Origin of the sequence: Pseudomonas sp. BCA17, assembly GCF_004519405.1 — a bacterium.
Classification (GTDB): domain Bacteria; phylum Pseudomonadota; class Gammaproteobacteria; order Pseudomonadales; family Pseudomonadaceae; genus Aquipseudomonas.
This window is the reverse complement of sequence record NZ_SGWI01000001.1, coordinates 1,105,874-1,123,529: the sequence shown is the minus strand read 5'-3', so window position 1 is coordinate 1,123,529 and position 17,656 is coordinate 1,105,874. Positions and strand designations below refer to the sequence as shown.

Sequence of the window (17,656 nt, the reverse complement as noted above, 5' to 3'; positions counted from 1 at the left end):
ACCTTTCAGCCAAATGAAGGAACATTTAGTTAAGCGCTGAAGAACGTTTCATGTGTATTCATTTGTTCTACAAAGGGCCGCTCTCCAAGCTTGTCATCCATCGGACGCGACACATTTCGCCTCGTCTTTTTACTCACGTTCTTTGGAGCCCTGCCATGTCACTTAAACCTCTGTTGTTGATTCCTGCCCTCGGTGCTGTATTGCTGCTGTCGGCGTGTGCCGGCCCGATCCCCAAGGCGGACCCGAGCGAAGCGTGGATTGGTTTGAAGGAAGAAGCCCCGAATGACCTGATGGCCGAACGCGTCGACGGCAAGCGCGTGGATGACGGGCGTTTTTTTGAAGTGACCCCGGGCGACCATCGCCTGGATGTGACCTTATTTGAAGAGGAGGCGGGCGACGACAACCAGCAGGACTGTCAGGGACGTGTCGAGTACAAACACTTCAAGGCGGGTGAGCATTACACCCTGGTCGAGTCGAGCCTGGGCACTACCGTGCGCGCGGTGCTCAAGGATGGTCATGGCAAGGAAGTTGCCGCGACCCAGGACTTCAATTGCATGCCTGGCTAAGCGTGCCGTGCCGCCGCTTCAGGTGGCTTGGCGGGCTTGACGTGGGGGTGATGATGGCGACGTGTCACGCGCATCACGCCCCACAGCATGGCGCCGGCTACGGCCAGCCAACCGCAGATCAACAGGAAAATCGTAGTTGCAAGGCTCATTTTGGCCTCCTTTCGCCCCGCTCGGGGCACACACACAGTCTTCTCAATGGACAGTCTAGCTAGCCGGCGGTTGCCTGCTATTGACCAATGGTCGAGTCCGTCCAACTTGTTTGCTATATCAATGCCGCCGCTCTCCTACCTGAACGCGATTGGGCTATGATCTGGGGCCTCACCGGCAGTTGATCAAGAGAGTAAAAAATTGCGGTTACGCTCGAACGTTAAAACCACCTTGTTGCTGGCCTGTGCCCTGGGGCTCGCGGCGTGTTCCGGGCACCCCTCGAAACTGCCGGGCCTGCCGGAACGCGTCGAACTCAATGGCGTACCGACCTTTCGCAGCGAGGCCTATCAGAGTGGCCCCAGCGCCTTGGCCAGCATGCTGTCGCAACAAGGCATTGTCATGACACCGGGTCTTTTGGATAAGCCGCTGCACCTGCCGGGCGGTGAGGCCGACCTCGAGCGCAACATGCAGGTGCTGGCGCGGGAGTACGGGCTGATGGTGTACCCGCTGGAGAGCCAACTGACGGCGGTGCTGGCGCAAGTGGCGGCGGGTTACCCGGTGATGGCGCGGCTCAACCCGAGTTTCTGGTCCGGGACCCGGTATGTCGTGGTGGTGGGGTTCAATCAACAAAAGAGCACCGTGCTGCTGCGCTCCGGCATGGAGCGGCGGATGCAGATGAGCTTCAGTGACTTTGAATCCGCGTGGAAAAGCGCCGGTCACTGGGCCATGTTGACCCAGCGTCCAAGCCAACTGCCCGCCAATGTGGATGCACAACGCTGGCGTGAGTCGGCCAATGCCACGGCCCAGGCCGGGCAGGAACAGGCGGCGGCGCAGGCGCTCAAGGTGTTGGCGCAACGCAAATGAAAAACGGCGCCCCAGGCGTAATGCCAGTCAGTTAAGCGAAAGTGTGGTCTGTAGGAGCGAGCTTGCTCGCGAAAACCGTCAACGATAACGCGTGTTGCCTGAATTAACACGGCGCCTGTGAGTTTTTCGCGAGCAAGCTCGCTCCTACAAAAAGCCTTAACTGACTGGCCTTAGCCCAAGGCGCCGTTTTTGCCGATCTGCCGCTTAGCGACGCACTTCTGCGGCATTCGGACGGTTTTTCAGATTCTTGTCGGCCTTGTAGCGCAACGCGACGTCCGGCACCGAACCACTCTTGCCGGTCTCGACCCAATTGCGAATACGACCGGCGTCGGCGAAGTGCGTGAATTTGCCGAAGGCGTCCAGGATCACCAATGAGACCGGGCGGTTACCCATGCTAGTCACCAGTACCAGGCAATGGCCGGCCTGGTTGGTGAAACCGGTCTTGGTCAGCTTGATATCCCAGTTGGCGCGGTTGATCAGGTGGTCGGTGTTGGAGAAGCCCAGGGTGTAGTTGGGTTTGCGGAATGACACTGTCTTTTCTTTGGTGGTACTGAGCTGGCTGAGCATCGGAAATTTGCGCGCATAGGCCAGCAGCTTGCTCAGGTCACGGGCCGTGGATACGTTGTGAATCGACAGGCCGGTGGGTTCGACGTAGTGGGTGCTGGTCATGCCCAGCGCCTTGGCCTTGGCGTTCATCGCCGCGATAAAGGCCGGATAGCCGCCCGGGTAGTGGTGAGCCAGGCTGGCGGCGGCGCGGTTTTCCGAGGACATCAGGGCGATCAGCAGCATCTCTTTGCGTGGCATTTCGCTGCCGATTTTCACCCGGGAAAACACGCCTTTCATCTCCGGCGTGTCCTTGATGTTGATATCGATGTATTCATCCATGTTCTGCTTGGCTTCCAGCACCACCAGGCCGGTCATCAATTTGCTCACCGAGGCGATAGGTACCACCACGTCGGGATTGCTGGAATAAATGACTTTATTGGTCTGCAGGTCGACAAGCATGGCGCTGCCAGAAGCGATCTGAAGCTTGGACGTATCACGCGGAGCCAGGGTGGTTTCGGCTGCGTGTGCGAAGGTGCCTGTAAATGCAAAAAATAGGCTGACAATAGAGAGACGAATTTTCACGCGGGTGAACTCGCTAAAAAGTAAGGAAATACCGTTTGGAAACGGGTTTTATGACAAATGCCGTTACATTTTAGGAGTATGGATCAGAAAGTGATAGAGAGCCTTTAAATAAAGGCTGTAAGCCGATGATTGGTTACGCTTGTACCGATTTTGTACCAATCATTGATTTTTCGAGCTTTCCAACTTCTGACCAGTCAGTGGTAGACGACATCCATTTTGCATAAGTCGTCAGCAACACTTGGATGCTGTGTCCAAGCTGGTCGGCGATAAATGCAGGATTTACGCCCGCCATAATGCACATGGTGGCATACGTGTGTCTGCAGTTGTACTGCGGCCGATGCCGCAGATCAAGCGCCGTCAATGCCTTGCTGAATTGGTCGCCGGTCTGAGACGGTCGGCAGATGAATTCAGAGCCACCCGATGGTGGAAACACAAACGGCGATGCCGTTTTAATCCTACGTCTCTGTAGCAAGCGATCATCCGCGATCTGCCTGGCCTGCCGCAAGGCATTCAGCGCTCGGCTATTGAGCATCACTGTCCGCGCGTACTTAGTTTTGGTGCGCTCCTCTACTTCCCCATCTACAACGATCCGGCAAACGTGTGCTGTTCGCGCATCCATGTCGATCTCATCCCAGCGCAATGCCGCTATCTCTCCTGTCCTCATCCCACTGAAGAAAGCAAATTCAAAGTAAGCAGCAAATATCCGTACACCAGGCTTTTTAAAATTTGCGTACATCCATTCAATGATTGCGGCCGCTTCATCTCCGGAAAAAGGATCAACCTGTTTTTTTGTCTTCTTGGGTAGCTTGATCGGTGCAGCAGGATTACGTTCAATCAGCTCATCTTGCATGGCTGCTTTCAACAGCGATGTGACCCGTGCTATCGACTCGCGCTTAACCGACTGCGTTTCCCAGGCCGTTTCGCTGATTACTCTGCGCAGCACCATCGTAGTGATTGAAGTGATTGGGAGCTGGCCAAGCCAAGGCATCCAGTAAGTGTTGATCGTTGAGCGATAGTTTCTGCGGGTGCCTGGCACGATCTCCAAGCTGTTGATCCAAGCCTGTGCATACTCACCGAACGTCATCACCAGTGAAACAGGCGTGTAACTGGAGTTCGGGAACATCTCGGCGTAACGCTGATCATTCAGAACCCCATGCTTGGCCAGGCTTATTACTTGATCGCGTAGATCGGCTGCCGCTTTAATCCCTTTTGGGGTTTGTGGGTATGCGAGAGTTTCGCAGCGCCGCTCGCCTCTCCAAGTGAACCGAATGCGAACGGACTGACCAACGAATTCAACTCCTGTGGGCAGGCCCATTGGCTTTCTAGCCATGCTTCATATCTCCTCAAGCTATAAAAAATTCGCCCATCTATCTTGTTCCAGACGCCCTCAGGTATTACGCCTCGGTCGCGCTTGCCTTCCAGCGCCCGCTTGGTGGTGCCGATGATTTCGGCCATGCGAACTTCCGGCACTTTATCGAGCTGAAATGCTTCTGATTTTTCATTGGCTTCTGCCATAGCTACCTCCCGCCAGCCGTGGGCCGCGCTGCTTTGATAATTTGTACGGCAACACCAAAGGTGGTCAGTAGCCAGGTGCAGGTCCCGCCAAAGGCGTAAAGCAATGCTTCAGTGGTGCCGGTCCCGAGCAGGTAGGGGCCGGTCCAGAAGAACCAGCAGCCGGTACCGAACAGGTACAGCAAAGCGCCCAGCAGTATCAGGGTGAGTTTCATAGCGAACATGGGGTGTCCTTGCCGCGCTGGGCGGCAGAAGGTGGGTTAGGGTTTGGCTGAGTGCTTCGCGAGCATCGCCTTCTTCTTGACGATGGCGTCCGCTCTCTTCTGAAGCGCACTCCACTGTTCATCCAGCCGGCGACAACCGGCCTCGATGGCTCTTTCCTTGGAGGTGAACAGATCCACCTGGTGGTAGGTCTTCCGACTCTGGGCTCGCATCCAGCCGTCCGAGCTGAAGATTCCAACGATCTCGACTTTCTTTGGCGCAAAGCCGGCGGTCAGCACCCAGGCCTCATAGGGAAATTGGTTTTCAGTCATGCAGGAATACCTCGCCCGCCGCTCACCGGCAGGCATGTAGGGGGATTGGGGTTAGATGAGCTCGGTGGGGATGCTGACGGTGTCGCCCAGGTTGGCGCCGACGATGGCGCGGCATGCGGCGGTCAACGGGGTTTCGCAATGCTCGGTCGTGTACTGCTGGCCACCGTTATAGTAAATGTCCGCATACCAGCGCTCGGACATCACCGTCCCTTCCAGGCCGTCATGTGCTTCAGGGATCAGGGCGATTTGGTATTTCTCGATCAAAGGTCCCGTCTGATTCCAGTCGGTTGACGGTGACCACCGGTCGCCATGGTGAAATCCCCCGATGTTCGTCCACAGGCTGTTGTCGTCCTCATTCAGAGAGACGGTGCCTTCGGGTGGGCACAGGCCGCCGTCTGGGTAGCAATACACCTTGTCATGCACAGCCATCGCCATAGCCCAATCCAGAGCCGTGCCGGTAAGATCTTGCGTTTTCACTGCGGTCGTATTCATGGCCTCGGCCCCTTGTAAATGAAGACGTAGGCGAACCAGAGGGTGGCGATCATGACTTCCTGCTCCGGCTCACGTCTTCAGTGGTGACGATGTGTGGCGTTATGTCCTTGATCGTGAAGAACTCTGGCTGGCAATGCTTACGAGCCCAGGCCTTTAGCGGCGCGAGGGCGATCTGCAGTTCTGCCTTTGCAACCTTGCTTAGGTCTGGATAGGCATCAACCCATTCGCCAGCGTCGCTATCGCAAGCGTTTTCGAACATTCGCTCGGTCACATCGTCGGCATCTGGCAGGAAGCACGCGGGGTCGTCCTTGCAGACAACCCCGCGATAGACCGTACCGCCTTCATATAGGCCAGGCCGGTAGCTGGCCGGATGCCCATCGCCATCGCTGTCGTGGCCGTAGTTGTCCTCAAGCAGTTCGTCGAGGCTGTCGTAATCCCAGGAGCCGTTTTCGCCGTCCAGCGACCACTTTTCACCGGTCACGAGCGCCTCATAGGCGGGTATCGAGTTCGCGGCAGCTATCGGTAATGCTGCCTTGAATTGCTTGAGGTACTCAGCCTGTGTCGACCCCCAGCTATTTACCAGGCAGTCGTCATCTACCGGATGCCCTGTGTCTTCGGGCTCATCAGATGGCTCGCCGGGCACCATGAAAAACTCGCGCTCAACTGCGTGCAACAGATCGGAGAAGCGCTTCGTGTTTTCGATATTGACCAGCAGGGTCGACAGCTCATGGTTTGAGCTGAGGCCGAACACGTTGTAGATGCGGGCCAGTTCTGGCTGATGTTTTGGCATGACTTCGTCCTTGCCGCTATAGCGGCTGACTTTGAAGGGGAGATGAGAGAAATTTTTGTTGCGCAGGCTTTTGCCCCGCTTATAACAAGTCGCATAATCGCCGCCTAAATTTCAGGGCGACGCAGATGAGAAACAGGGGCAAGGTGTTCTGGGATTGGGCTGATCCTTCGCTTCACACTCGATCAGTAGACGAGCGTCAGCCGAATGGCACGCTTTTAAATGTACAAGTCCGCATGTCGCTTCTCGGCAGAACGGAAATGTTCATCGGGGTTTACGGGGCGCGTGGGAAAATGCTCTTTGAGGAAACGCCTGAAACTTTGCCTGGTGAGACGATGACAAGCGCTCTGGCCAGGGGTTTGGATAGAGCACGTATAAAGGCCCCGCCTGCTACCGCTCGTAAACTTGAGCGACTACCTAGGTCCGGCTCACCGCCGAACTCAAATACTTAGAAAAAGCGCTCCTATCGGGATATCGCGACCAGGCGTAACACATCGGAAAGGCGTACAAGCGGCTCGACGCGGTAGAACCCTGGTATCGATGGCACCTGACCAGCATCGCCATCTACCCATGGCTCTTTGCGATAACCCTGAACGGCTTTCATGGCCTCCGATGGAAAGCACTGGCGCCCAACAATTTCCAGCGATTGAACCGCTACCGGCGCGGGCTGCTCGGCGATGTGTTCCAGCAGCATGGCCATTTCTCCCTGCCATGCCTCCAGACGATCATCCCCCGAGCCTTTCAGCATCCTTTCCAGGAACCCCACTGCGGTATGCTCGCCCTGGGGCTGGGCGGCATCCAGTTGCGCAAGAACGCTCTTGTACGCTGGGCGCAGAGTTTCAAGCTCAGCCGAAAGCCTTGTACGGTCGTCAGCGAGCTTAGCGTTGTCGGACTTGAGCGCTTGTATAATCCCCATTTGCTCGTTCGCTACGGCCTTCCAGTTGACCCCATCACTCGCCGAGGCAGGCGCATCCAGCAGGGCGCGCAGCTCTGCACGGGCCAGCTCCTGGCCTTTGGGTGCGTAAGGGTTGGAAACCCTGCGCAACAGCTCACGCGATACCAGCACGCCGTCAATCGTTTGGTTGGTGGTCATTGCCGCACTCCAATTCTGTGCGTTCGTCTGCGATAAGCTGAGCCACAAGCGACTCAATCTCACCGATTTTCGCTATCTCATTTTGAGAGCGCCGGATCTCAACGCGCAGAAGCTGAATCGCAGCGGCAACACGAGAGGGGTAAACATGCGCCTCAAAACCGGCGTGCTGCGCCTCCTGTACCATGATGTTTCCGCTTACATTCATTCCACTCATAAATCACCTCATCAAATCAGTTGTGCCAGTGCCAGCAGGCACCAGCAGTAGGCGGGGAGTTGGTATTTCATGGGATCACCTTGAGCGCGGATTTGACCTCCAAGAGCAAATCCTCAGGGAAGCAAGACTCCGTGTAGTAGGCGAGTGTTCTTAAGAGAAGATCGCTCAGCAAATCCGCCCGCTCATCCGCTGCTGTCAGGAGAACCTGCAGGGCGTCACGCTCGGCGTTCAGTCGCGCAACTTCAGCCGCATCGGGATGTTCGTAGAGAGGAACGCTGAAGCGTGCAGCCCGATCCTGCTGGCCGAGGAAGTCGCTGTTCTTCTTTGCCTGCGCCGAAAGGATCTCACCCCGTTGGATGCTATCTGGATCAAGCCACGCCGCTGGCACCAGTTTCCATTGATTGCTCATACAGCCTCCCTCGTTACCAGATCATGGGCATCCACTACCTTCATGCCGAGCTTCTCGGCGATCAGGACTTCCAGGCGTGCGCCTTGCGACTTCTCCCAGTCGGGCAGCAGGGCAATCATTCCGCATAGGCCCAGGCGGGTCAGGTCGTAGGCCATGTAGTCACCCCACTGCGCACCCTCGACGACGCCGTGATCGGCGGGGTTCTCGACTTCGTAGCCGAGGGGTCTCAGCTGGTCGGCCACGGCGTTGAAGGCCGGGTAGTTGAAGTCGGCGATACCCGTCATGGGCCCGGCCACGTAGACGCGGTTGGCGCGGGCGGCCTGGAGGGTTACGCCGGACGCTGCTGGCACCGGCGAGAGGTCGTGCCAGGTGTCGACCTCGAACTCTTCCTTGCGCAGCCCAAGGCGCGATCCATCAGGCATCACCGCTGCTACGGCGCCGAGGCTGTTTGTCCAAGCCGGATAACTGTGTCCAGCCTCTGCAACCGGATGTTCGCCTCGGATGTAAGCGAGCCCGATACGCGGCATAAGGTCGGCAGTAACCGTCTTGAGCATCCGCACGGTGCGTGGAACGCGGTCACCGTAAGGGTAAAACTCGCGGCGCCTGTGCAAGGCCGGGCAGTCGATATGGTTTTCTGTAGGCATGGGGAGTCCTTGCCGGGCCATGCCCGGGCGGCAGAGTGGGGGGGAATTTTGAAGTCCCATGTAGTGGTAGAAGGACAACGTCCCTCCCATAACTTGGAGACATAACTCAATGAACCGCTTAATTCGCGCGCTTCAATTAACTACGGCGCTGGTGCGCCTATTTTTTGATTTCACTCGCATTGTCGACGCGCTCATCCGTGCCGGCTGGCTTTGAGCTACGATGGCCCCTTCCTCTAAATGGGCAGGACCATGACCAAGCACGATATTTACGATGAGATCGAAGGCTTTCAGGTTTGGAACTACATGGAGTGCGACAAGGACGAGGAAGGCCGGGAGACCTGGCGTATCAACGTCGAGGTAAAGCGTGGTGGTGAGGTGGTGGTGCCGGTTGTTGCTGGTGACCGAACCTATGTTGACCGTGGCCTGGCGCAGGTGGATGGGCGCGAAGTCGGAGCCAGGCTTATTGCTGGGCGCGTAGCTCGCTAATCAGTGCTGTCAGGCGGCGTAAGTCGCCTCCGGCACCCAGTCAGCAAACCCAACCTTTGGCGCACCAGTTTTGGCATTCAGGATCGGCTTTTTCTTGGCGTCGACCAGGACGGCCTTGGTCCTGATCTTCAGGTCGCGACAGACTATGCTCTTTCGGGCCATGTCCATGAACTGCTGTGCGTACTGGGGGGCGTCGAACATCGGTGACAGGCGCACGCATTTTTTGCCCGCCATGATCTTGGCCACCTGAACCTCCACCTCGGCCTCCCATTGTGAAACGGTCAGGTCGATGCGCTTACCGCCCTCATTTTTGAAGGTGGGCGTGTGCTCTTTGGCCTCTTCGCGAGCCCAGTTCTCGCTCATTCCAAACACTGCAAAAGTGGTCATGGCCTTACTCCAGGCAATCGAGGGCTTTCTGAAGAAGCTTGCTCACCGGCAACTCTTCGTGCTCGTCGTGATTCATTGCGCGCCTGATGTAGCTGCGAGCCTCTTCGGCATAGTCTCGAAGGCGATCCAGCTCGTCTTCAGCATCATCAGCCTGGCTTTCGAGCATGCGGATATCTTCGCGAAGACTCTCGGCCTCGGCGCCAGGATCAATACATTGCGCGGTAAAACGCCGGGTAAGCTCAGCAGCGGCGGCGGGCTCAAGCGCCGCGTAGTGCAGGCACTCTTCATCGCTCAAAGCACTTGCGGGGATGCTCATGGGTTATCTCCAAGCGTGCGCCTGCCTCGCCGGCTGGCGTGATTCGTTGATATGGGGTATTACGGGTGACCGGCATGGAGCCGGATCAAGGAGCGGGTATGGCTTTTAACAGTGGTTCGATAGCTTGGCCGGATAAGCTTTATAGGTACATGAACGATCCCGATCATGTGGATCAGTTCGTTTCTGGAAAGATTTATCTAAGCACCCTCGACAAGTGCCGGAGACACGAAAACAAACAGCAACGAGATGTAGGCGAAGGTATGCAGACCTACAATTCTGGAGCTCCGATCACGGGAGATATAAGCAATCCTGAATTTGCCTATGTCGCGGCGATGTCCGGCATTGAGATGGATGAGACCTGCAAAAACAATACGATCACTAATAATACTGTCGTGCGTTCGACGGATGGGTACGTCCTTTGTATGACATCAGGATTTGCCGAAGAGAAACTTACTGACGACTTTGGCAAACACTGTGCGGAGATTAATAACCCTGAGGCGTTCTTTCTGCTCTTGAATGCTGAGCTGTTCCGAAGGTGGCAAACGGGGCAGGGCCAGTTCGGGCCGATTGTTTATAGGCAAAGACATTTCACGGGCACTCAACAGGCACCGGGTCGGCCAGCATTTGTTAAGCCACCAGATCAATATGAAGACCAGCAAGAGTTTAGGTTTTTCTGGCCGGGACCTCGGGGGCAGTTCGTGAGTCCTGGCCCATTCACCGTTCCAGGACTTGCGGAGTTCTGCCGAAGGATTGCTTAATTACCAAACCTGCGTATACCGGATGCAGCGAGTAGGGTGGGTTATGCTTCTTCGGCGTCGAGCCGTGATGCTTGGCGCTGGCCGATGGCGTAGAGTTCTGCCGCCACGTTTTCGTTTACTTCGATTTTGTGGCGCGAACGTAGCGCTTCACGCGCACCATCGCGGCCTAGTGAGTGGACATAGCGAAGGGAGCCGGCCATTACTGAGGCCTGCTCAGTGTCTTCAGTCCAGGCCATGAGGTCAGCGAGCATCCGCTTCTCGCCAGCCCGCACCCTGTGCCGGAGCTCTTCCTCGCCAAGCTCCTTGCGTTTCGCCGCGCTCTTTGCTGATCGCGCTTGTTGATCCATGGCCATTGCCTACCTCTTCTATTCCGCTGGCCGGCAGTGCGAGCCAGGTTTGTCGTTTGCGTTGCTGGGGTCGGGCTATGGATCGTTTCAAGGCTTGATCTTTCCGTTCCTTAGGTGAAACGGGAGCGCCGGGAATTCGATCTTGTAGTCCTTCAGCAGACGGTGGAATTTCTCGTAACACATGCCGGTCTGCTTCATGACCTTGGAGCGGCTCAGGCCTACGTCGCGCAGGGCAATGATCCGCTCAACCATTGGGCCGTCGGCAGCCTTGTGCCCCTGGTTGGTGGTGTAGCCGCGCTTGAACTTGAAGCCCATGCGGGACGCCAACAGCTTTAAATCGCGCTCACTGAGGTGGAACGTCTTCATGGCCTCGGTGACAGTCAGCGTTGGCGCTGCTTCCGCAATCTTGGATTCCAGCGAAGGGTTAGGCTCGGCCCGCGAACCATCCTTAGCCTTTCCGTTGAACATCGTGCCGAAGTCAGCGTCGCGGACCTGCATTGGAAGTGTTTCGAGGGTGTCACGGCCTTCGTATTCGGCCATGGCGCGGGCGATCCAGTCGCGGTCTAGATCCTTTTGGCGGATGGTGCTGAGTTCTGGGCTGATCATGCTGCTTTGCTCCTGAGTGCCGCCTCGTACCCGTCGACCAGCAGCTTGAATTCCCACAGGTCTTCCTCAAGGCTTTCGATGTAGTCGTCGTCGCGCTTGAACTCTTTCCACCAGAGCTGGCGGCCTACCGGCTTCAGTAGTGGGCAGTACATTCCGATGTGCCACCACTTTTTGTCGGCGATCCACATACAACCCTGCACCTGGTCGATGACCTCGCTGGCATCGTTGTCGATGTGGAAGGCGCGAAGCTTGTCAGGGGCTAGGAAGCACTTGTACTCAGCACCGCCGTCCTCGCCGATGAATCCGTCCGCGCTGGCGCCGAAGACGCCATCGTCAGTCTTCACCAGTCCGACCTGTGTGACGATCAAGCCCGTCTGAATTTCGTGTTCCATGCGGGCTTCCGGCTCCAGTTCATGCCCTCGGCGCATCTGCCAAGTTTCGAACCCGCCATCCAGCGGCGCACCGCCGATCCGCTCAACCGCCAGCTCAAAGGCATAGGTAAGCGCGGCGTTAGATGGCTCGCCGACTTTCTCCCCATCTAGAGCGCGCTGAACGACCTCTGCTTTTGGCCCAGCCTTGTACCCGGCCAGGTCGCGGGATTTGCTTTCGCTGTGCCCGGCCAGCATGGCGTCGACGTAGATCTTCTGTTGTGCTGTCAGTCCGTTAACCTTGGAGCGGGCGGTGCTGAACATGCTTGCGGTGATGACCCCGGCGCGGGCCTGTAGCCATTCAGCGGAGCCTTGTGTGCAGTTGACGATGATCATTGGCTTACTCCTTCTTGCGGCGCTGCGCTGAGCTGCGTGCCGCGAGTGGTTACCGCTACTTTCAATGCTTCGTAGAGGTCAGTCGCGGTCTTATTGTCGGTGGCTTTCAGGTCCTTAGAGGCCTTTACGCCCTCTTGCCAAATTGCCGTGAGTGATTCTTTGGAGTCGGCGGCGTAGGCCTTCGGAATCCACTCATTCATCAGCTCACCAAGGCTGTGGGGCTGGACCTCTTCGCCGTTTCCGTCGTTATCCTCGTTCGTCAGCACAACATTGAAAATCATCATTGTCAGGTAGCGACGGGCGTAACTGAAGGTAGATCCTGCTGCATGAACCCCGGTCTTGTTCACGCTACCTTTGATGCCCGCAGAGTCGATAGGAAGATCGACGTGATAGGTCTTTGTGTGCCCAGCCTCATGCATGCAGTCGCAGACAGTGCGGATGTGACCGACCAGTGGGCTATCGCCAGTGCCAAACGACAGCGAAAATCCGTGGAGCGTGTAGACCGGTGAAATCTTGCGATCAATCGACTCAAGAGCCGCATAGGCGCTACTCGTTTGGGCGTTGAACTTGTCACGAAATACGGGACCGATTTCCGCTTGAGCCCGAACCATCGCGGCGTTAAAGGCTGCTGCTGCCGTGCGATCCGTGTGGCGCTCGTACATCTCCATCATCTTCTGCATTTTGTCTGCATCGAACGCCGGGTCGGTCGCGGCCCGCTGGATCATTGTCAGCATCGCGGTTGATTCGTTGGTGGCCGCCGGGCTGGCGACCTGCCGAGTTTCGGTGCGCTCGGCCAGGGCTGAGTTAGTCATGGCGACCTCAATAGGAAATGGTGATAGCTGGGATCTTGCGCTGGGCAATCAATTTGACTGCCTGCTTGGCGCATTCCTCTGGCATGCCGCCTGCGATGAAGGCTTCCAGGGCAGTGCGATTAATGGCGCGGCGATGCGCCTCGTCGCGTTCGCGCATCTCTTGCTGACGGACAATTTCGGCGGCGGCCGCATCAGCTCGACGGCGCTCATCTTGACGAGCTAATTCGGCAGCCTCTTCAGCCCGTCGCACCGCAGCAATGCGTTCTTGCTCAGCGTGCTGCTCGGCGGCGATGCGATTGGCTTCAGCCTGTGCCGCTGCTGCGCGGGACTGTTCGGCTTGCAGCTCCAGTTGCAGGCGCTGGCGTTCGGCGGCGGCCTCGGCATCCAGTGCAGCCTGTGCGGCGGCGCGCTGAGTGGCGGCGGCCTGGTCCAGTAATTCCTGTTCACGTCGCGCGGCAGCTTCTCGCTCGGCCTTGGCCTGCTGCTCGGCTTGGATTCTGGCTTGTTCTGCGGCAACCCTTGCAATCTCTGCATCACGGTCCCGCTGGGCCTGAGCTTCCGCCTCGGCACGCAACCGGACCAGTTCGGCCTGCTCAGCCTCGTATTGTTCGCGCTTCACTAGGGCGGCACGCAGCGCTTCTAAGGTGTCCGCCTTCAAACGCAGCGCCTCGGCCTCGTAATCGCCAAGCCACTCGCCATCAATCACGATGCCTTCAAAGGCGCCGATGCTGATTTTCAGGTATTCGGAGTCGGCAGTGCTGATAGTCAGCGGGTCAAGGCGCAGCTCACCAACCCATGCTTCGATCTCGCGCTTCTTGGCAGCCACAGCCGCTTCCCAGTCAGTCAGAGGCTTGCGCGTCTCGTCGCGCAGAGCATCCATAGCGTCGACGAACTCGCGAAGTTCAGCCTCGACCACCTTGGGCATTTCCTTCAGGCGCTTCAGGTAATCGCGGCCAGGTGTTTCGACTGCCTTTTTGGATTTGCTGACGGTTGCGGCCAGGGATGCAATGCGAGCGCGACCTTTCACAGTAGTCAGATCGGGCACCTCGCCTGTGACTTCGGCCTTCACCGCCTCGAAGAACTGGCCCAGGCCGCCAGCTACGTAAATAGCCGGCGCGTTGTCGGCGCTGATGTCGTCGATGGTGATTACTTGCTGTTGTGCGGACACGGTGACTCCCTGCCGCGATGCTCGCAGCGATTAGAGGTGTTGTTTATTGAGTGATCAGGCCACCGATAGCGGGGCCCAGTAGAACGATGGTGAGGAAGGTCAGGCCAACGATGGCCGACAGAGCGCGGATGGCGCGGCGCCGGTGCCGCTGGTGGGTGGTCATGGCCAGGGCCTCAACTGCTGCAGCACCAGTTCATGCAACGCTTTTCCGTTGCGGCTCATGCGCTGCCCACGGAGCTGCCACTTCTTCGTGCTCGGCCAGCAGTCGATCATTCGGCCATCAGGAAGCGTCAGCACGACGTGGTAGCCGTTGTTGTGCTTCTTGTGAGCGATGCCGGTCCGAGACAGCCAGCCGTCGAAGCGCTGCATGGCTTCTGCCTTCATGCGTTTTTTGTGACCTTCGGGGTTGGGCTCGCTGCCTTCGCCGCCGCAATTCCGGCAGCAGCGCGGATAACCAACATCCTCACCGATGAACTCGCAGCAGCTCATGCAGTGGCTGCCGTCTTCGATGTTGTCTTCAAAGAAGCTCACGGCCGAACCCTCACCGCGATACGACCGCCCTTCATTGTCGGCGCCAGGCGCTTCGGCAGGCTCGCCACGGCGCGTTCGCGCGGCAGGCCTATCACTTCATTAAACGGGAGGCCGAAGCCCAGCATTGCAATTTTTGACTCGATGTCGTCGAGCTGGCTGTCTATCAGCGATTTAACCGGCGCGGTAGTCATGCGGCCTCCTTGCGCTGCCTGGTGATTTTCAGCAGGCGCTGGCAGTAGTGGGCGAATTCTTCGTTGGTGATGGCGTTACCGGTGAGCATGTTGGTGATCATGTTCAGGACGACTCGCTGGGCGCCGGGCTCGCTGGCTGGATGCTCCAGGGCCTCGAGCGCCTCATCGATCAGGATGTGCGGGCTCATAGGTCCGCATCCACGTCGTCTTCTGCCTCTTCCCGCTCCGCTGCTACGGCGTCGGCGGCGTACGGCCTGAGCAGTTCCATTGCGATCTTCTCGGCGGCTTCGATGGGGCGGGGCTGGCCGATCAACTCAGCGGCGTGGCCTCGCGAGTCTGCCTGGCTGCCCAGGGTCGACGAGAGGAACAGCCGGGCAAATGAGTCGCGATGATCCAGGCCGTCGATTTGGCGCTGGTTCAAGACGCCTTGCAGATAGGTGCAGTACCGATCAAACGTCACCACCTGCGGCTGGCCGTAGCGGCGCTTCCATTTGATGTCCATGCCGCAAACCAGCTGTTCCGCCGAGTGTTCCAGCCACTCCTGCTCGGCGCTCGCCTCGCTGGCCTCTGGAGGCAACTGAGCGTCGTAACGCTCCTGGCATATCTTCAATGCTGCGTTCATGGTCGCCTCCAGGGTGGCGTTAGTCGGTGTATGCAACGTATTTGAAGTGGCCGTCTTTGAATCCCGGCGTAAATAGGCCTGTCCGGAACCTGACCGGTAAGGTTGTTGGTAGTGGGGGGGCTATGGGGGGGGAAACTGGAAAATCGCCAATCAATAGCGCTATGATGAATTTCAGTTTTTCAGGGAGATCAATGATGTTTTTAAAGCGAATTTCTGCAGCGTTTCTGCTATTGAGCGTTTCTTCGGTCGCAAGTACCTTGGCAAGCGCAGCAGAGGACGACACCGAAAACGCCGTCAATTTGCTGGCCATTGAAAGCCTTTGCGTCAAGGCCAATCCAGATTCGAATAGCAGCGTTGAGAACGCTTTAAATAGCGACCCGGAGACGACCGATTCGCTTAGAGCGGAAGTTCGCCGAGTCAAAGCTGATCCAGCTTCCAAGGCAAAAATCCAATCGTTGGCGTTCAATATGAGCAACTCTGTCGTCGTATCTAAGCTTCCAGATATGTGCTCGCACTACCTCCCCAAGAAGTGAGAACGCATACCTGATGCTAGGTGTTCCGCACCTGCGGGTTGGCGTTTGACATCGGTGGAAGGATCTCATCGCACAGTCAGCCTAAGCTGACCGCAACCGGCGCCGGGTGCCGTCCCACCGTTACCGGCGCTTGCGGGCGTCGATCTCGACCCAGAGCGCATTGACGATTGGCGGACTCCAGTGCTTGGGGTTAGGCGGAAGCCGCGACCGGAATAGATTCACGAAAGCGCGAAGGGCTCCAGTCGCAAGACTCGTCAGCAGGGATATGACCGAACATCGCGGTACATCGCTTGCAATGCACACAGTCGCCGCAGGTCTTGCCCTCGGGCAGGTTCATCTGGTCAGCGTTATCCGCCGACCGTGGATATGGCGCTCGTTGTTCAGGCATGACTCTCTCCAGTGGTTGGTTCACCTGTATTCGTCAACACACATTCCTCCCGCTGGTTGCCGATGGGCGCGGGGGAGGAGTGCTGACGGGTAGAGGCGGGGGGGGGGCGGACAACTCATAAGACTTCGTTGAAGTTGTCCTTTCATTGCTGGGCAGCGCAGTGTCCTGATAGTCTAAAAACAGTCATGCGCGAGAAGCGCACTGCCAATTAGCGAGACATTTAAGTGTTCAGATTTTTTCTAACCGTTACTTTTGCCTTTGTTTTTCTCGGCGCAACCGCTGGTTGCTCTTCCACTGCAGATCAAGAAAAAAAACTGATCGTCGGGCTCACGGAGCATTTGACTAAGTTCAAGATTTACCCGGTAGCCTCACAATTGGCGGGGATTGAAGGCACAAACAAACTTCGTTTTACGATAGACGGCGACGGAAATGTCGTTTCTTATGAGCTGGTACAAAGTTCAGGCAGTGCGGATTTGGACGCGGCCACTCTAGAATTATTCCGTCGCGCCCAGCCACTGCCAAAACCACCTGCCGGTTTAATGAAAGACGGCCCGATTACGATCACTGCCCCTCTTATCTACTCTCTAGACGGGAATATCTGAGCAGCACTTGCAATCCGCCGCCGTCATTCGATGACCGTCCTCGCACTCAACAACGCGCACGCCACTGGTGAGTCCGCGTTCAGCGTTGAGCCTGTTTGCCTCGCGGATACAGGCATTCAGGTCGTCATCGGCGAAGACCTGCAGCTCACCGCGCAGGGTGATGTGGATGACCTTATTCATCGTGTTGCCTCCGGTTGTCTTCCCGATGCCCACCGCTCTGGATGGGCATCAGTGAAAGGGTCCGTCAGCCTTCGTAACCGGGCTTTTCGCCGAGCTGCTTCAGCTTTTCAGCCTGGAAAGCCGTCGCCATGCTGAAGGCCTGCGTGGAAAGGGTCTCCACAGGTCGCTCATCATTTCCGGCGAGAAGCCCAACCATTGCTGCTACTGCGTAGCCTTCGATATCTTCGTATTCACTTCTGGTCATGGTGTTGCTCCGGGTTGATTTCCCATCAGGCCCTCTTGCGAAGGCCTGCCGGTGAAAGCTTCACTCCGGTACGCTGATCGGCTGCTGGTCGATGATCGTGATCGAGCCGCGATCAGTTACCGCGACCCTGGCGGTCAAGCCTGGGTGCATCTCCGCAAGCCTTGGGTGCGCCTTGAAGTCAACGACCCGCCCAGTGCGATCTCCCAGGCCGAGGTAGATCACGTCACCTATTCCGATTTCGCTTCCGCGCTTTGTTGGCATTTCGTGTGCTCCTGGTTGTCATCCCAAGCAGCCCTCGCGAGAAGGCTGCTCAGTGATGCTTTCCGCCGTGA

General features: G+C 57.4%; 33 protein-coding genes. 5 read left to right on the top strand and 28 right to left on the bottom strand.

Annotated features, from left to right (window positions below; genetic code table 11):
- The first annotated feature begins 155 nt into the window (after window positions 1–155).
- Window positions 156–566 (top strand): hypothetical protein, encoded by a 411-nt coding sequence (locus EXW71_RS05155; RefSeq protein ID WP_123717887.1) that lies wholly within the window; start codon window positions 156–158, stop codon window positions 564–566.
- Here EXW71_RS05155 and EXW71_RS28735 read toward each other — a convergent pair.
- Window positions 563–715 carry a hypothetical protein gene (locus EXW71_RS28735; RefSeq protein WP_167659634.1) on the bottom strand — a complete coding sequence of 51 codons (153 nt, stop codon included), beginning with the start codon at window positions 713–715 and terminating at the stop codon, window positions 563–565. The genes EXW71_RS05155 and EXW71_RS28735 overlap by 4 nt on opposite strands.
- 199 nt (window positions 716–914) lie before the next feature.
- Between EXW71_RS28735 and EXW71_RS05150 the strand changes: the two genes are divergently transcribed.
- Window positions 915–1,577 carry a peptidase C39 family protein gene (locus tag EXW71_RS05150; protein ID WP_123717886.1) on the top strand — a complete coding sequence of 221 codons (663 nt, stop codon included), beginning with the start codon at window positions 915–917 and terminating at the stop codon, window positions 1,575–1,577.
- Between the two features lie 204 nt (window positions 1,578–1,781).
- Here the strand turns inward: EXW71_RS05150 and pbpG are convergent, their stop codons facing one another.
- The 11 genes from pbpG to EXW71_RS05095 form a co-directional block, all read right to left on the bottom strand.
- Window positions 1,782–2,705: a D-alanyl-D-alanine endopeptidase gene (gene pbpG / locus EXW71_RS05145; protein WP_134657823.1), complete on the bottom strand. Its 924-nt coding sequence runs from the start codon at window positions 2,703–2,705 to the stop codon at window positions 1,782–1,784.
- Window positions 2,706–2,838: 133 nt separating this feature from the next.
- The gene (locus EXW71_RS05140) at window positions 2,839–3,975 is read right to left on the bottom strand and encodes a site-specific integrase (protein ID WP_256657088.1); all 1,137 of its coding nucleotides are present in this window, start codon (window positions 3,973–3,975) and stop codon (window positions 2,839–2,841) included.
- A complete protein-coding gene (locus tag EXW71_RS29005) occupies window positions 3,876–4,220 on the bottom strand; it encodes a hypothetical protein (RefSeq protein WP_256657081.1) in 345 nt (114 codons plus the stop codon). The genes EXW71_RS05140 and EXW71_RS29005 overlap by 100 nt, the downstream gene beginning before the upstream one ends.
- Before the next feature lie 2 nt (window positions 4,221–4,222).
- A complete protein-coding gene (locus EXW71_RS05135; RefSeq protein WP_134657821.1) occupies window positions 4,223–4,441 on the bottom strand; it encodes a hypothetical protein in 219 nt (72 codons plus the stop codon).
- A gap of 36 nt (window positions 4,442–4,477) precedes the next feature.
- The gene (locus EXW71_RS05130) at window positions 4,478–4,750 is read right to left on the bottom strand and encodes a hypothetical protein (RefSeq protein WP_134657820.1); all 273 of its coding nucleotides are present in this window, start codon (window positions 4,748–4,750) and stop codon (window positions 4,478–4,480) included.
- Between the two features lie 51 nt (window positions 4,751–4,801).
- Window positions 4,802–5,242: a phage protein NinX family protein gene (locus EXW71_RS05125; protein WP_134657819.1), complete on the bottom strand. Its 441-nt coding sequence runs from the start codon at window positions 5,240–5,242 to the stop codon at window positions 4,802–4,804.
- Between the two features lie 49 nt (window positions 5,243–5,291).
- A complete protein-coding gene (locus EXW71_RS05120; protein WP_134657818.1) occupies window positions 5,292–6,032 on the bottom strand; it encodes a hypothetical protein in 741 nt (246 codons plus the stop codon).
- A gap of 460 nt (window positions 6,033–6,492) precedes the next feature.
- Window positions 6,493–7,122 carry a hypothetical protein gene (locus EXW71_RS05110; RefSeq protein ID WP_134657817.1) on the bottom strand — a complete coding sequence of 210 codons (630 nt, stop codon included), beginning with the start codon at window positions 7,120–7,122 and terminating at the stop codon, window positions 6,493–6,495.
- On the bottom strand, window positions 7,100–7,336 hold the full coding sequence (locus EXW71_RS05105; RefSeq protein WP_256657079.1) for a hypothetical protein: 237 nt from the start codon (window positions 7,334–7,336) through the stop codon (window positions 7,100–7,102). Before EXW71_RS05105 ends, EXW71_RS05110 begins: the two co-directional genes overlap by 23 nt.
- Window positions 7,337–7,403: 67 nt before the next feature.
- The gene (locus EXW71_RS05100; RefSeq protein WP_134657816.1) at window positions 7,404–7,745 is read right to left on the bottom strand and encodes a hypothetical protein; all 342 of its coding nucleotides are present in this window, start codon (window positions 7,743–7,745) and stop codon (window positions 7,404–7,406) included.
- Window positions 7,742–8,389, bottom strand: coding sequence for a DUF4406 domain-containing protein (locus EXW71_RS05095; RefSeq protein ID WP_134657815.1), 648 nt, complete (start codon window positions 8,387–8,389; stop codon window positions 7,742–7,744). The genes EXW71_RS05100 and EXW71_RS05095 overlap by 4 nt, the downstream gene beginning before the upstream one ends.
- Window positions 8,390–8,638: 249 nt before the next feature.
- Between EXW71_RS05095 and EXW71_RS05090 the strand changes: the two genes are divergently transcribed.
- Window positions 8,639–8,875: a hypothetical protein gene (locus EXW71_RS05090; protein WP_134657814.1), complete on the top strand. Its 237-nt coding sequence runs from the start codon at window positions 8,639–8,641 to the stop codon at window positions 8,873–8,875.
- Window positions 8,876–8,884: 9 nt separating this feature from the next.
- On the opposite strand, the gene EXW71_RS05085 is transcribed toward EXW71_RS05090, so the two are convergent.
- Complete coding sequence (locus EXW71_RS05085; RefSeq protein WP_134657813.1) at window positions 8,885–9,262, bottom strand: hypothetical protein; 378 nt, start codon at window positions 9,260–9,262, stop codon at window positions 8,885–8,887.
- Window positions 9,263–9,266: 4 nt separating this feature from the next.
- Window positions 9,267–9,578 (bottom strand): hypothetical protein, encoded by a 312-nt coding sequence (locus EXW71_RS05080; RefSeq protein ID WP_177421567.1) that lies wholly within the window; start codon window positions 9,576–9,578, stop codon window positions 9,267–9,269.
- A 98-nt stretch (window positions 9,579–9,676) separates the two neighbouring features.
- Here EXW71_RS05080 and EXW71_RS05075 point away from each other — a divergent pair, with 98 nt between their 5' ends.
- Complete coding sequence (locus EXW71_RS05075) at window positions 9,677–10,336, top strand: hypothetical protein (protein WP_134657812.1); 660 nt, start codon at window positions 9,677–9,679, stop codon at window positions 10,334–10,336.
- A 41-nt stretch (window positions 10,337–10,377) separates the two neighbouring features.
- On the opposite strand, the gene EXW71_RS05070 is transcribed toward EXW71_RS05075, so the two are convergent.
- The 11 genes from EXW71_RS05070 to EXW71_RS05020 all read right to left on the bottom strand — a co-directional run bounded on the left by EXW71_RS05070 (window position 10,378) and on the right by EXW71_RS05020 (window position 16,298).
- A complete protein-coding gene (locus tag EXW71_RS05070; protein ID WP_134657811.1) occupies window positions 10,378–10,689 on the bottom strand; it encodes a hypothetical protein in 312 nt (103 codons plus the stop codon).
- Between the two features lie 81 nt (window positions 10,690–10,770).
- Entirely contained in the window at window positions 10,771–11,289 is a 519-nt protein-coding gene (locus EXW71_RS05065) for a hypothetical protein (RefSeq protein ID WP_134657810.1), read from the bottom strand.
- On the bottom strand, window positions 11,286–12,053 hold the full coding sequence (locus tag EXW71_RS05060; protein WP_134657809.1) for a lambda exonuclease family protein: 768 nt from the start codon (window positions 12,051–12,053) through the stop codon (window positions 11,286–11,288). Before EXW71_RS05060 ends, EXW71_RS05065 begins: the two co-directional genes overlap by 4 nt.
- Complete coding sequence (locus EXW71_RS05055) at window positions 12,050–12,865, bottom strand: ERF family protein (RefSeq protein ID WP_177421568.1); 816 nt, start codon at window positions 12,863–12,865, stop codon at window positions 12,050–12,052. The genes EXW71_RS05060 and EXW71_RS05055 overlap by 4 nt, the downstream gene beginning before the upstream one ends.
- Window positions 12,866–12,872: 7 nt before the next feature.
- A complete protein-coding gene (locus EXW71_RS05050; RefSeq protein WP_134657808.1) occupies window positions 12,873–14,033 on the bottom strand; it encodes a hypothetical protein in 1,161 nt (386 codons plus the stop codon).
- Between the two features lie 159 nt (window positions 14,034–14,192).
- Complete coding sequence (locus EXW71_RS28995; protein ID WP_256657078.1) at window positions 14,193–14,564, bottom strand: hypothetical protein; 372 nt, start codon at window positions 14,562–14,564, stop codon at window positions 14,193–14,195.
- On the bottom strand, window positions 14,561–14,755 hold the full coding sequence (locus tag EXW71_RS05040; RefSeq protein ID WP_134657807.1) for a hypothetical protein: 195 nt from the start codon (window positions 14,753–14,755) through the stop codon (window positions 14,561–14,563). Before EXW71_RS05040 ends, EXW71_RS28995 begins: the two co-directional genes overlap by 4 nt.
- Window positions 14,752–14,943, bottom strand: coding sequence for a hypothetical protein (locus EXW71_RS05035; RefSeq protein ID WP_032877436.1), 192 nt, complete (start codon window positions 14,941–14,943; stop codon window positions 14,752–14,754). The genes EXW71_RS05040 and EXW71_RS05035 overlap by 4 nt, the downstream gene beginning before the upstream one ends.
- Window positions 14,940–15,377, bottom strand: coding sequence for a hypothetical protein (locus EXW71_RS05030; RefSeq protein WP_134657806.1), 438 nt, complete (start codon window positions 15,375–15,377; stop codon window positions 14,940–14,942). The genes EXW71_RS05035 and EXW71_RS05030 overlap by 4 nt, the downstream gene beginning before the upstream one ends.
- A gap of 19 nt (window positions 15,378–15,396) precedes the next feature.
- Entirely contained in the window at window positions 15,397–15,843 is a 447-nt protein-coding gene (locus tag EXW71_RS28730; RefSeq protein WP_167659633.1) for a hypothetical protein, read from the bottom strand.
- Between the two features lie 257 nt (window positions 15,844–16,100).
- Window positions 16,101–16,298: a hypothetical protein gene (locus tag EXW71_RS05020; RefSeq protein ID WP_134657804.1), complete on the bottom strand. Its 198-nt coding sequence runs from the start codon at window positions 16,296–16,298 to the stop codon at window positions 16,101–16,103.
- A gap of 224 nt (window positions 16,299–16,522) precedes the next feature.
- Between EXW71_RS05020 and EXW71_RS05015 the strand changes: the two genes are divergently transcribed.
- Window positions 16,523–16,900, top strand: coding sequence for an energy transducer TonB (locus EXW71_RS05015; RefSeq protein WP_134657803.1), 378 nt, complete (start codon window positions 16,523–16,525; stop codon window positions 16,898–16,900).
- Here EXW71_RS05015 and EXW71_RS05010 read toward each other — a convergent pair.
- From EXW71_RS05010 to EXW71_RS05000, 3 genes are all read right to left on the bottom strand, one after another.
- The gene (locus tag EXW71_RS05010; RefSeq protein ID WP_134657802.1) at window positions 16,883–17,080 is read right to left on the bottom strand and encodes a hypothetical protein; all 198 of its coding nucleotides are present in this window, start codon (window positions 17,078–17,080) and stop codon (window positions 16,883–16,885) included. The two genes, EXW71_RS05015 and EXW71_RS05010, sit on opposite strands and share 18 nt — an antisense overlap.
- 64 nt (window positions 17,081–17,144) lie before the next feature.
- The gene (locus tag EXW71_RS05005; protein ID WP_134657801.1) at window positions 17,145–17,324 is read right to left on the bottom strand and encodes a hypothetical protein; all 180 of its coding nucleotides are present in this window, start codon (window positions 17,322–17,324) and stop codon (window positions 17,145–17,147) included.
- 60 nt (window positions 17,325–17,384) lie between these two features.
- Window positions 17,385–17,585: a hypothetical protein gene (locus tag EXW71_RS05000; RefSeq protein WP_134657800.1), complete on the bottom strand. Its 201-nt coding sequence runs from the start codon at window positions 17,583–17,585 to the stop codon at window positions 17,385–17,387.
- Between the last annotated feature and the right edge of the window lie 71 nt (window positions 17,586–17,656).

What these genes read in the sequence shown, in the direction of transcription:
- EXW71_RS05155 (WP_123717887.1), top strand. Translation starts at nt 156, where the DNA reads ATGTCACTTAAACCTCTGTTGTTGATTCCTGCCCTCGGTGCTGTATTG.
- EXW71_RS28735 (WP_167659634.1), bottom strand. Translation starts at nt 715, where the DNA reads ATGAGCCTTGCAACTACGATTTTCCTGTTGATCTGCGGTTGGCTGGCC.
- EXW71_RS29005 (WP_256657081.1), bottom strand. Translation starts at nt 4,220, where the DNA reads ATGGCAGAAGCCAATGAAAAATCAGAAGCATTTCAGCTCGATAAAGTG.
- EXW71_RS05135 (WP_134657821.1), bottom strand. Translation starts at nt 4,441, where the DNA reads ATGTTCGCTATGAAACTCACCCTGATACTGCTGGGCGCTTTGCTGTAC.
- EXW71_RS05130 (WP_134657820.1), bottom strand. Translation starts at nt 4,750, where the DNA reads ATGACTGAAAACCAATTTCCCTATGAGGCCTGGGTGCTGACCGCCGGC.
- EXW71_RS05125 (WP_134657819.1), bottom strand. Translation starts at nt 5,242, where the DNA reads ATGAATACGACCGCAGTGAAAACGCAAGATCTTACCGGCACGGCTCTG.
- EXW71_RS05120 (WP_134657818.1), bottom strand. Translation starts at nt 6,032, where the DNA reads ATGCCAAAACATCAGCCAGAACTGGCCCGCATCTACAACGTGTTCGGC.
- EXW71_RS05110 (WP_134657817.1), bottom strand. Translation starts at nt 7,122, where the DNA reads ATGACCACCAACCAAACGATTGACGGCGTGCTGGTATCGCGTGAGCTG.
- EXW71_RS05105 (WP_256657079.1), bottom strand. Translation starts at nt 7,336, where the DNA reads ATGAGTGGAATGAATGTAAGCGGAAACATCATGGTACAGGAGGCGCAG.
- EXW71_RS05100 (WP_134657816.1), bottom strand. Translation starts at nt 7,745, where the DNA reads ATGAGCAATCAATGGAAACTGGTGCCAGCGGCGTGGCTTGATCCAGAT.
- EXW71_RS05095 (WP_134657815.1), bottom strand. Translation starts at nt 8,389, where the DNA reads ATGCCTACAGAAAACCATATCGACTGCCCGGCCTTGCACAGGCGCCGC.
- EXW71_RS05090 (WP_134657814.1), top strand. Translation starts at nt 8,639, where the DNA reads ATGACCAAGCACGATATTTACGATGAGATCGAAGGCTTTCAGGTTTGG.
- EXW71_RS05085 (WP_134657813.1), bottom strand. Translation starts at nt 9,262, where the DNA reads ATGACCACTTTTGCAGTGTTTGGAATGAGCGAGAACTGGGCTCGCGAA.
- EXW71_RS05080 (WP_177421567.1), bottom strand. Translation starts at nt 9,578, where the DNA reads ATGAGCATCCCCGCAAGTGCTTTGAGCGATGAAGAGTGCCTGCACTAC.
- EXW71_RS05075 (WP_134657812.1), top strand. Translation starts at nt 9,677, where the DNA reads ATGGCTTTTAACAGTGGTTCGATAGCTTGGCCGGATAAGCTTTATAGG.
- EXW71_RS05070 (WP_134657811.1), bottom strand. Translation starts at nt 10,689, where the DNA reads ATGGCCATGGATCAACAAGCGCGATCAGCAAAGAGCGCGGCGAAACGC.
- EXW71_RS05065 (WP_134657810.1), bottom strand. Translation starts at nt 11,289, where the DNA reads ATGATCAGCCCAGAACTCAGCACCATCCGCCAAAAGGATCTAGACCGC.
- EXW71_RS05060 (WP_134657809.1), bottom strand. Translation starts at nt 12,053, where the DNA reads ATGATCATCGTCAACTGCACACAAGGCTCCGCTGAATGGCTACAGGCC.
- EXW71_RS05055 (WP_177421568.1), bottom strand. Translation starts at nt 12,865, where the DNA reads ATGACTAACTCAGCCCTGGCCGAGCGCACCGAAACTCGGCAGGTCGCC.
- EXW71_RS05040 (WP_134657807.1), bottom strand. Translation starts at nt 14,755, where the DNA reads ATGACTACCGCGCCGGTTAAATCGCTGATAGACAGCCAGCTCGACGAC.
- EXW71_RS05035 (WP_032877436.1), bottom strand. Translation starts at nt 14,943, where the DNA reads ATGAGCCCGCACATCCTGATCGATGAGGCGCTCGAGGCCCTGGAGCAT.
- EXW71_RS05030 (WP_134657806.1), bottom strand. Translation starts at nt 15,377, where the DNA reads ATGAACGCAGCATTGAAGATATGCCAGGAGCGTTACGACGCTCAGTTG.
- EXW71_RS05020 (WP_134657804.1), bottom strand. Translation starts at nt 16,298, where the DNA reads ATGCCTGAACAACGAGCGCCATATCCACGGTCGGCGGATAACGCTGAC.
- EXW71_RS05010 (WP_134657802.1), bottom strand. Translation starts at nt 17,080, where the DNA reads ATGAATAAGGTCATCCACATCACCCTGCGCGGTGAGCTGCAGGTCTTC.
- EXW71_RS05005 (WP_134657801.1), bottom strand. Translation starts at nt 17,324, where the DNA reads ATGACCAGAAGTGAATACGAAGATATCGAAGGCTACGCAGTAGCAGCA.
- EXW71_RS05000 (WP_134657800.1), bottom strand. Translation starts at nt 17,585, where the DNA reads ATGCCAACAAAGCGCGGAAGCGAAATCGGAATAGGTGACGTGATCTAC.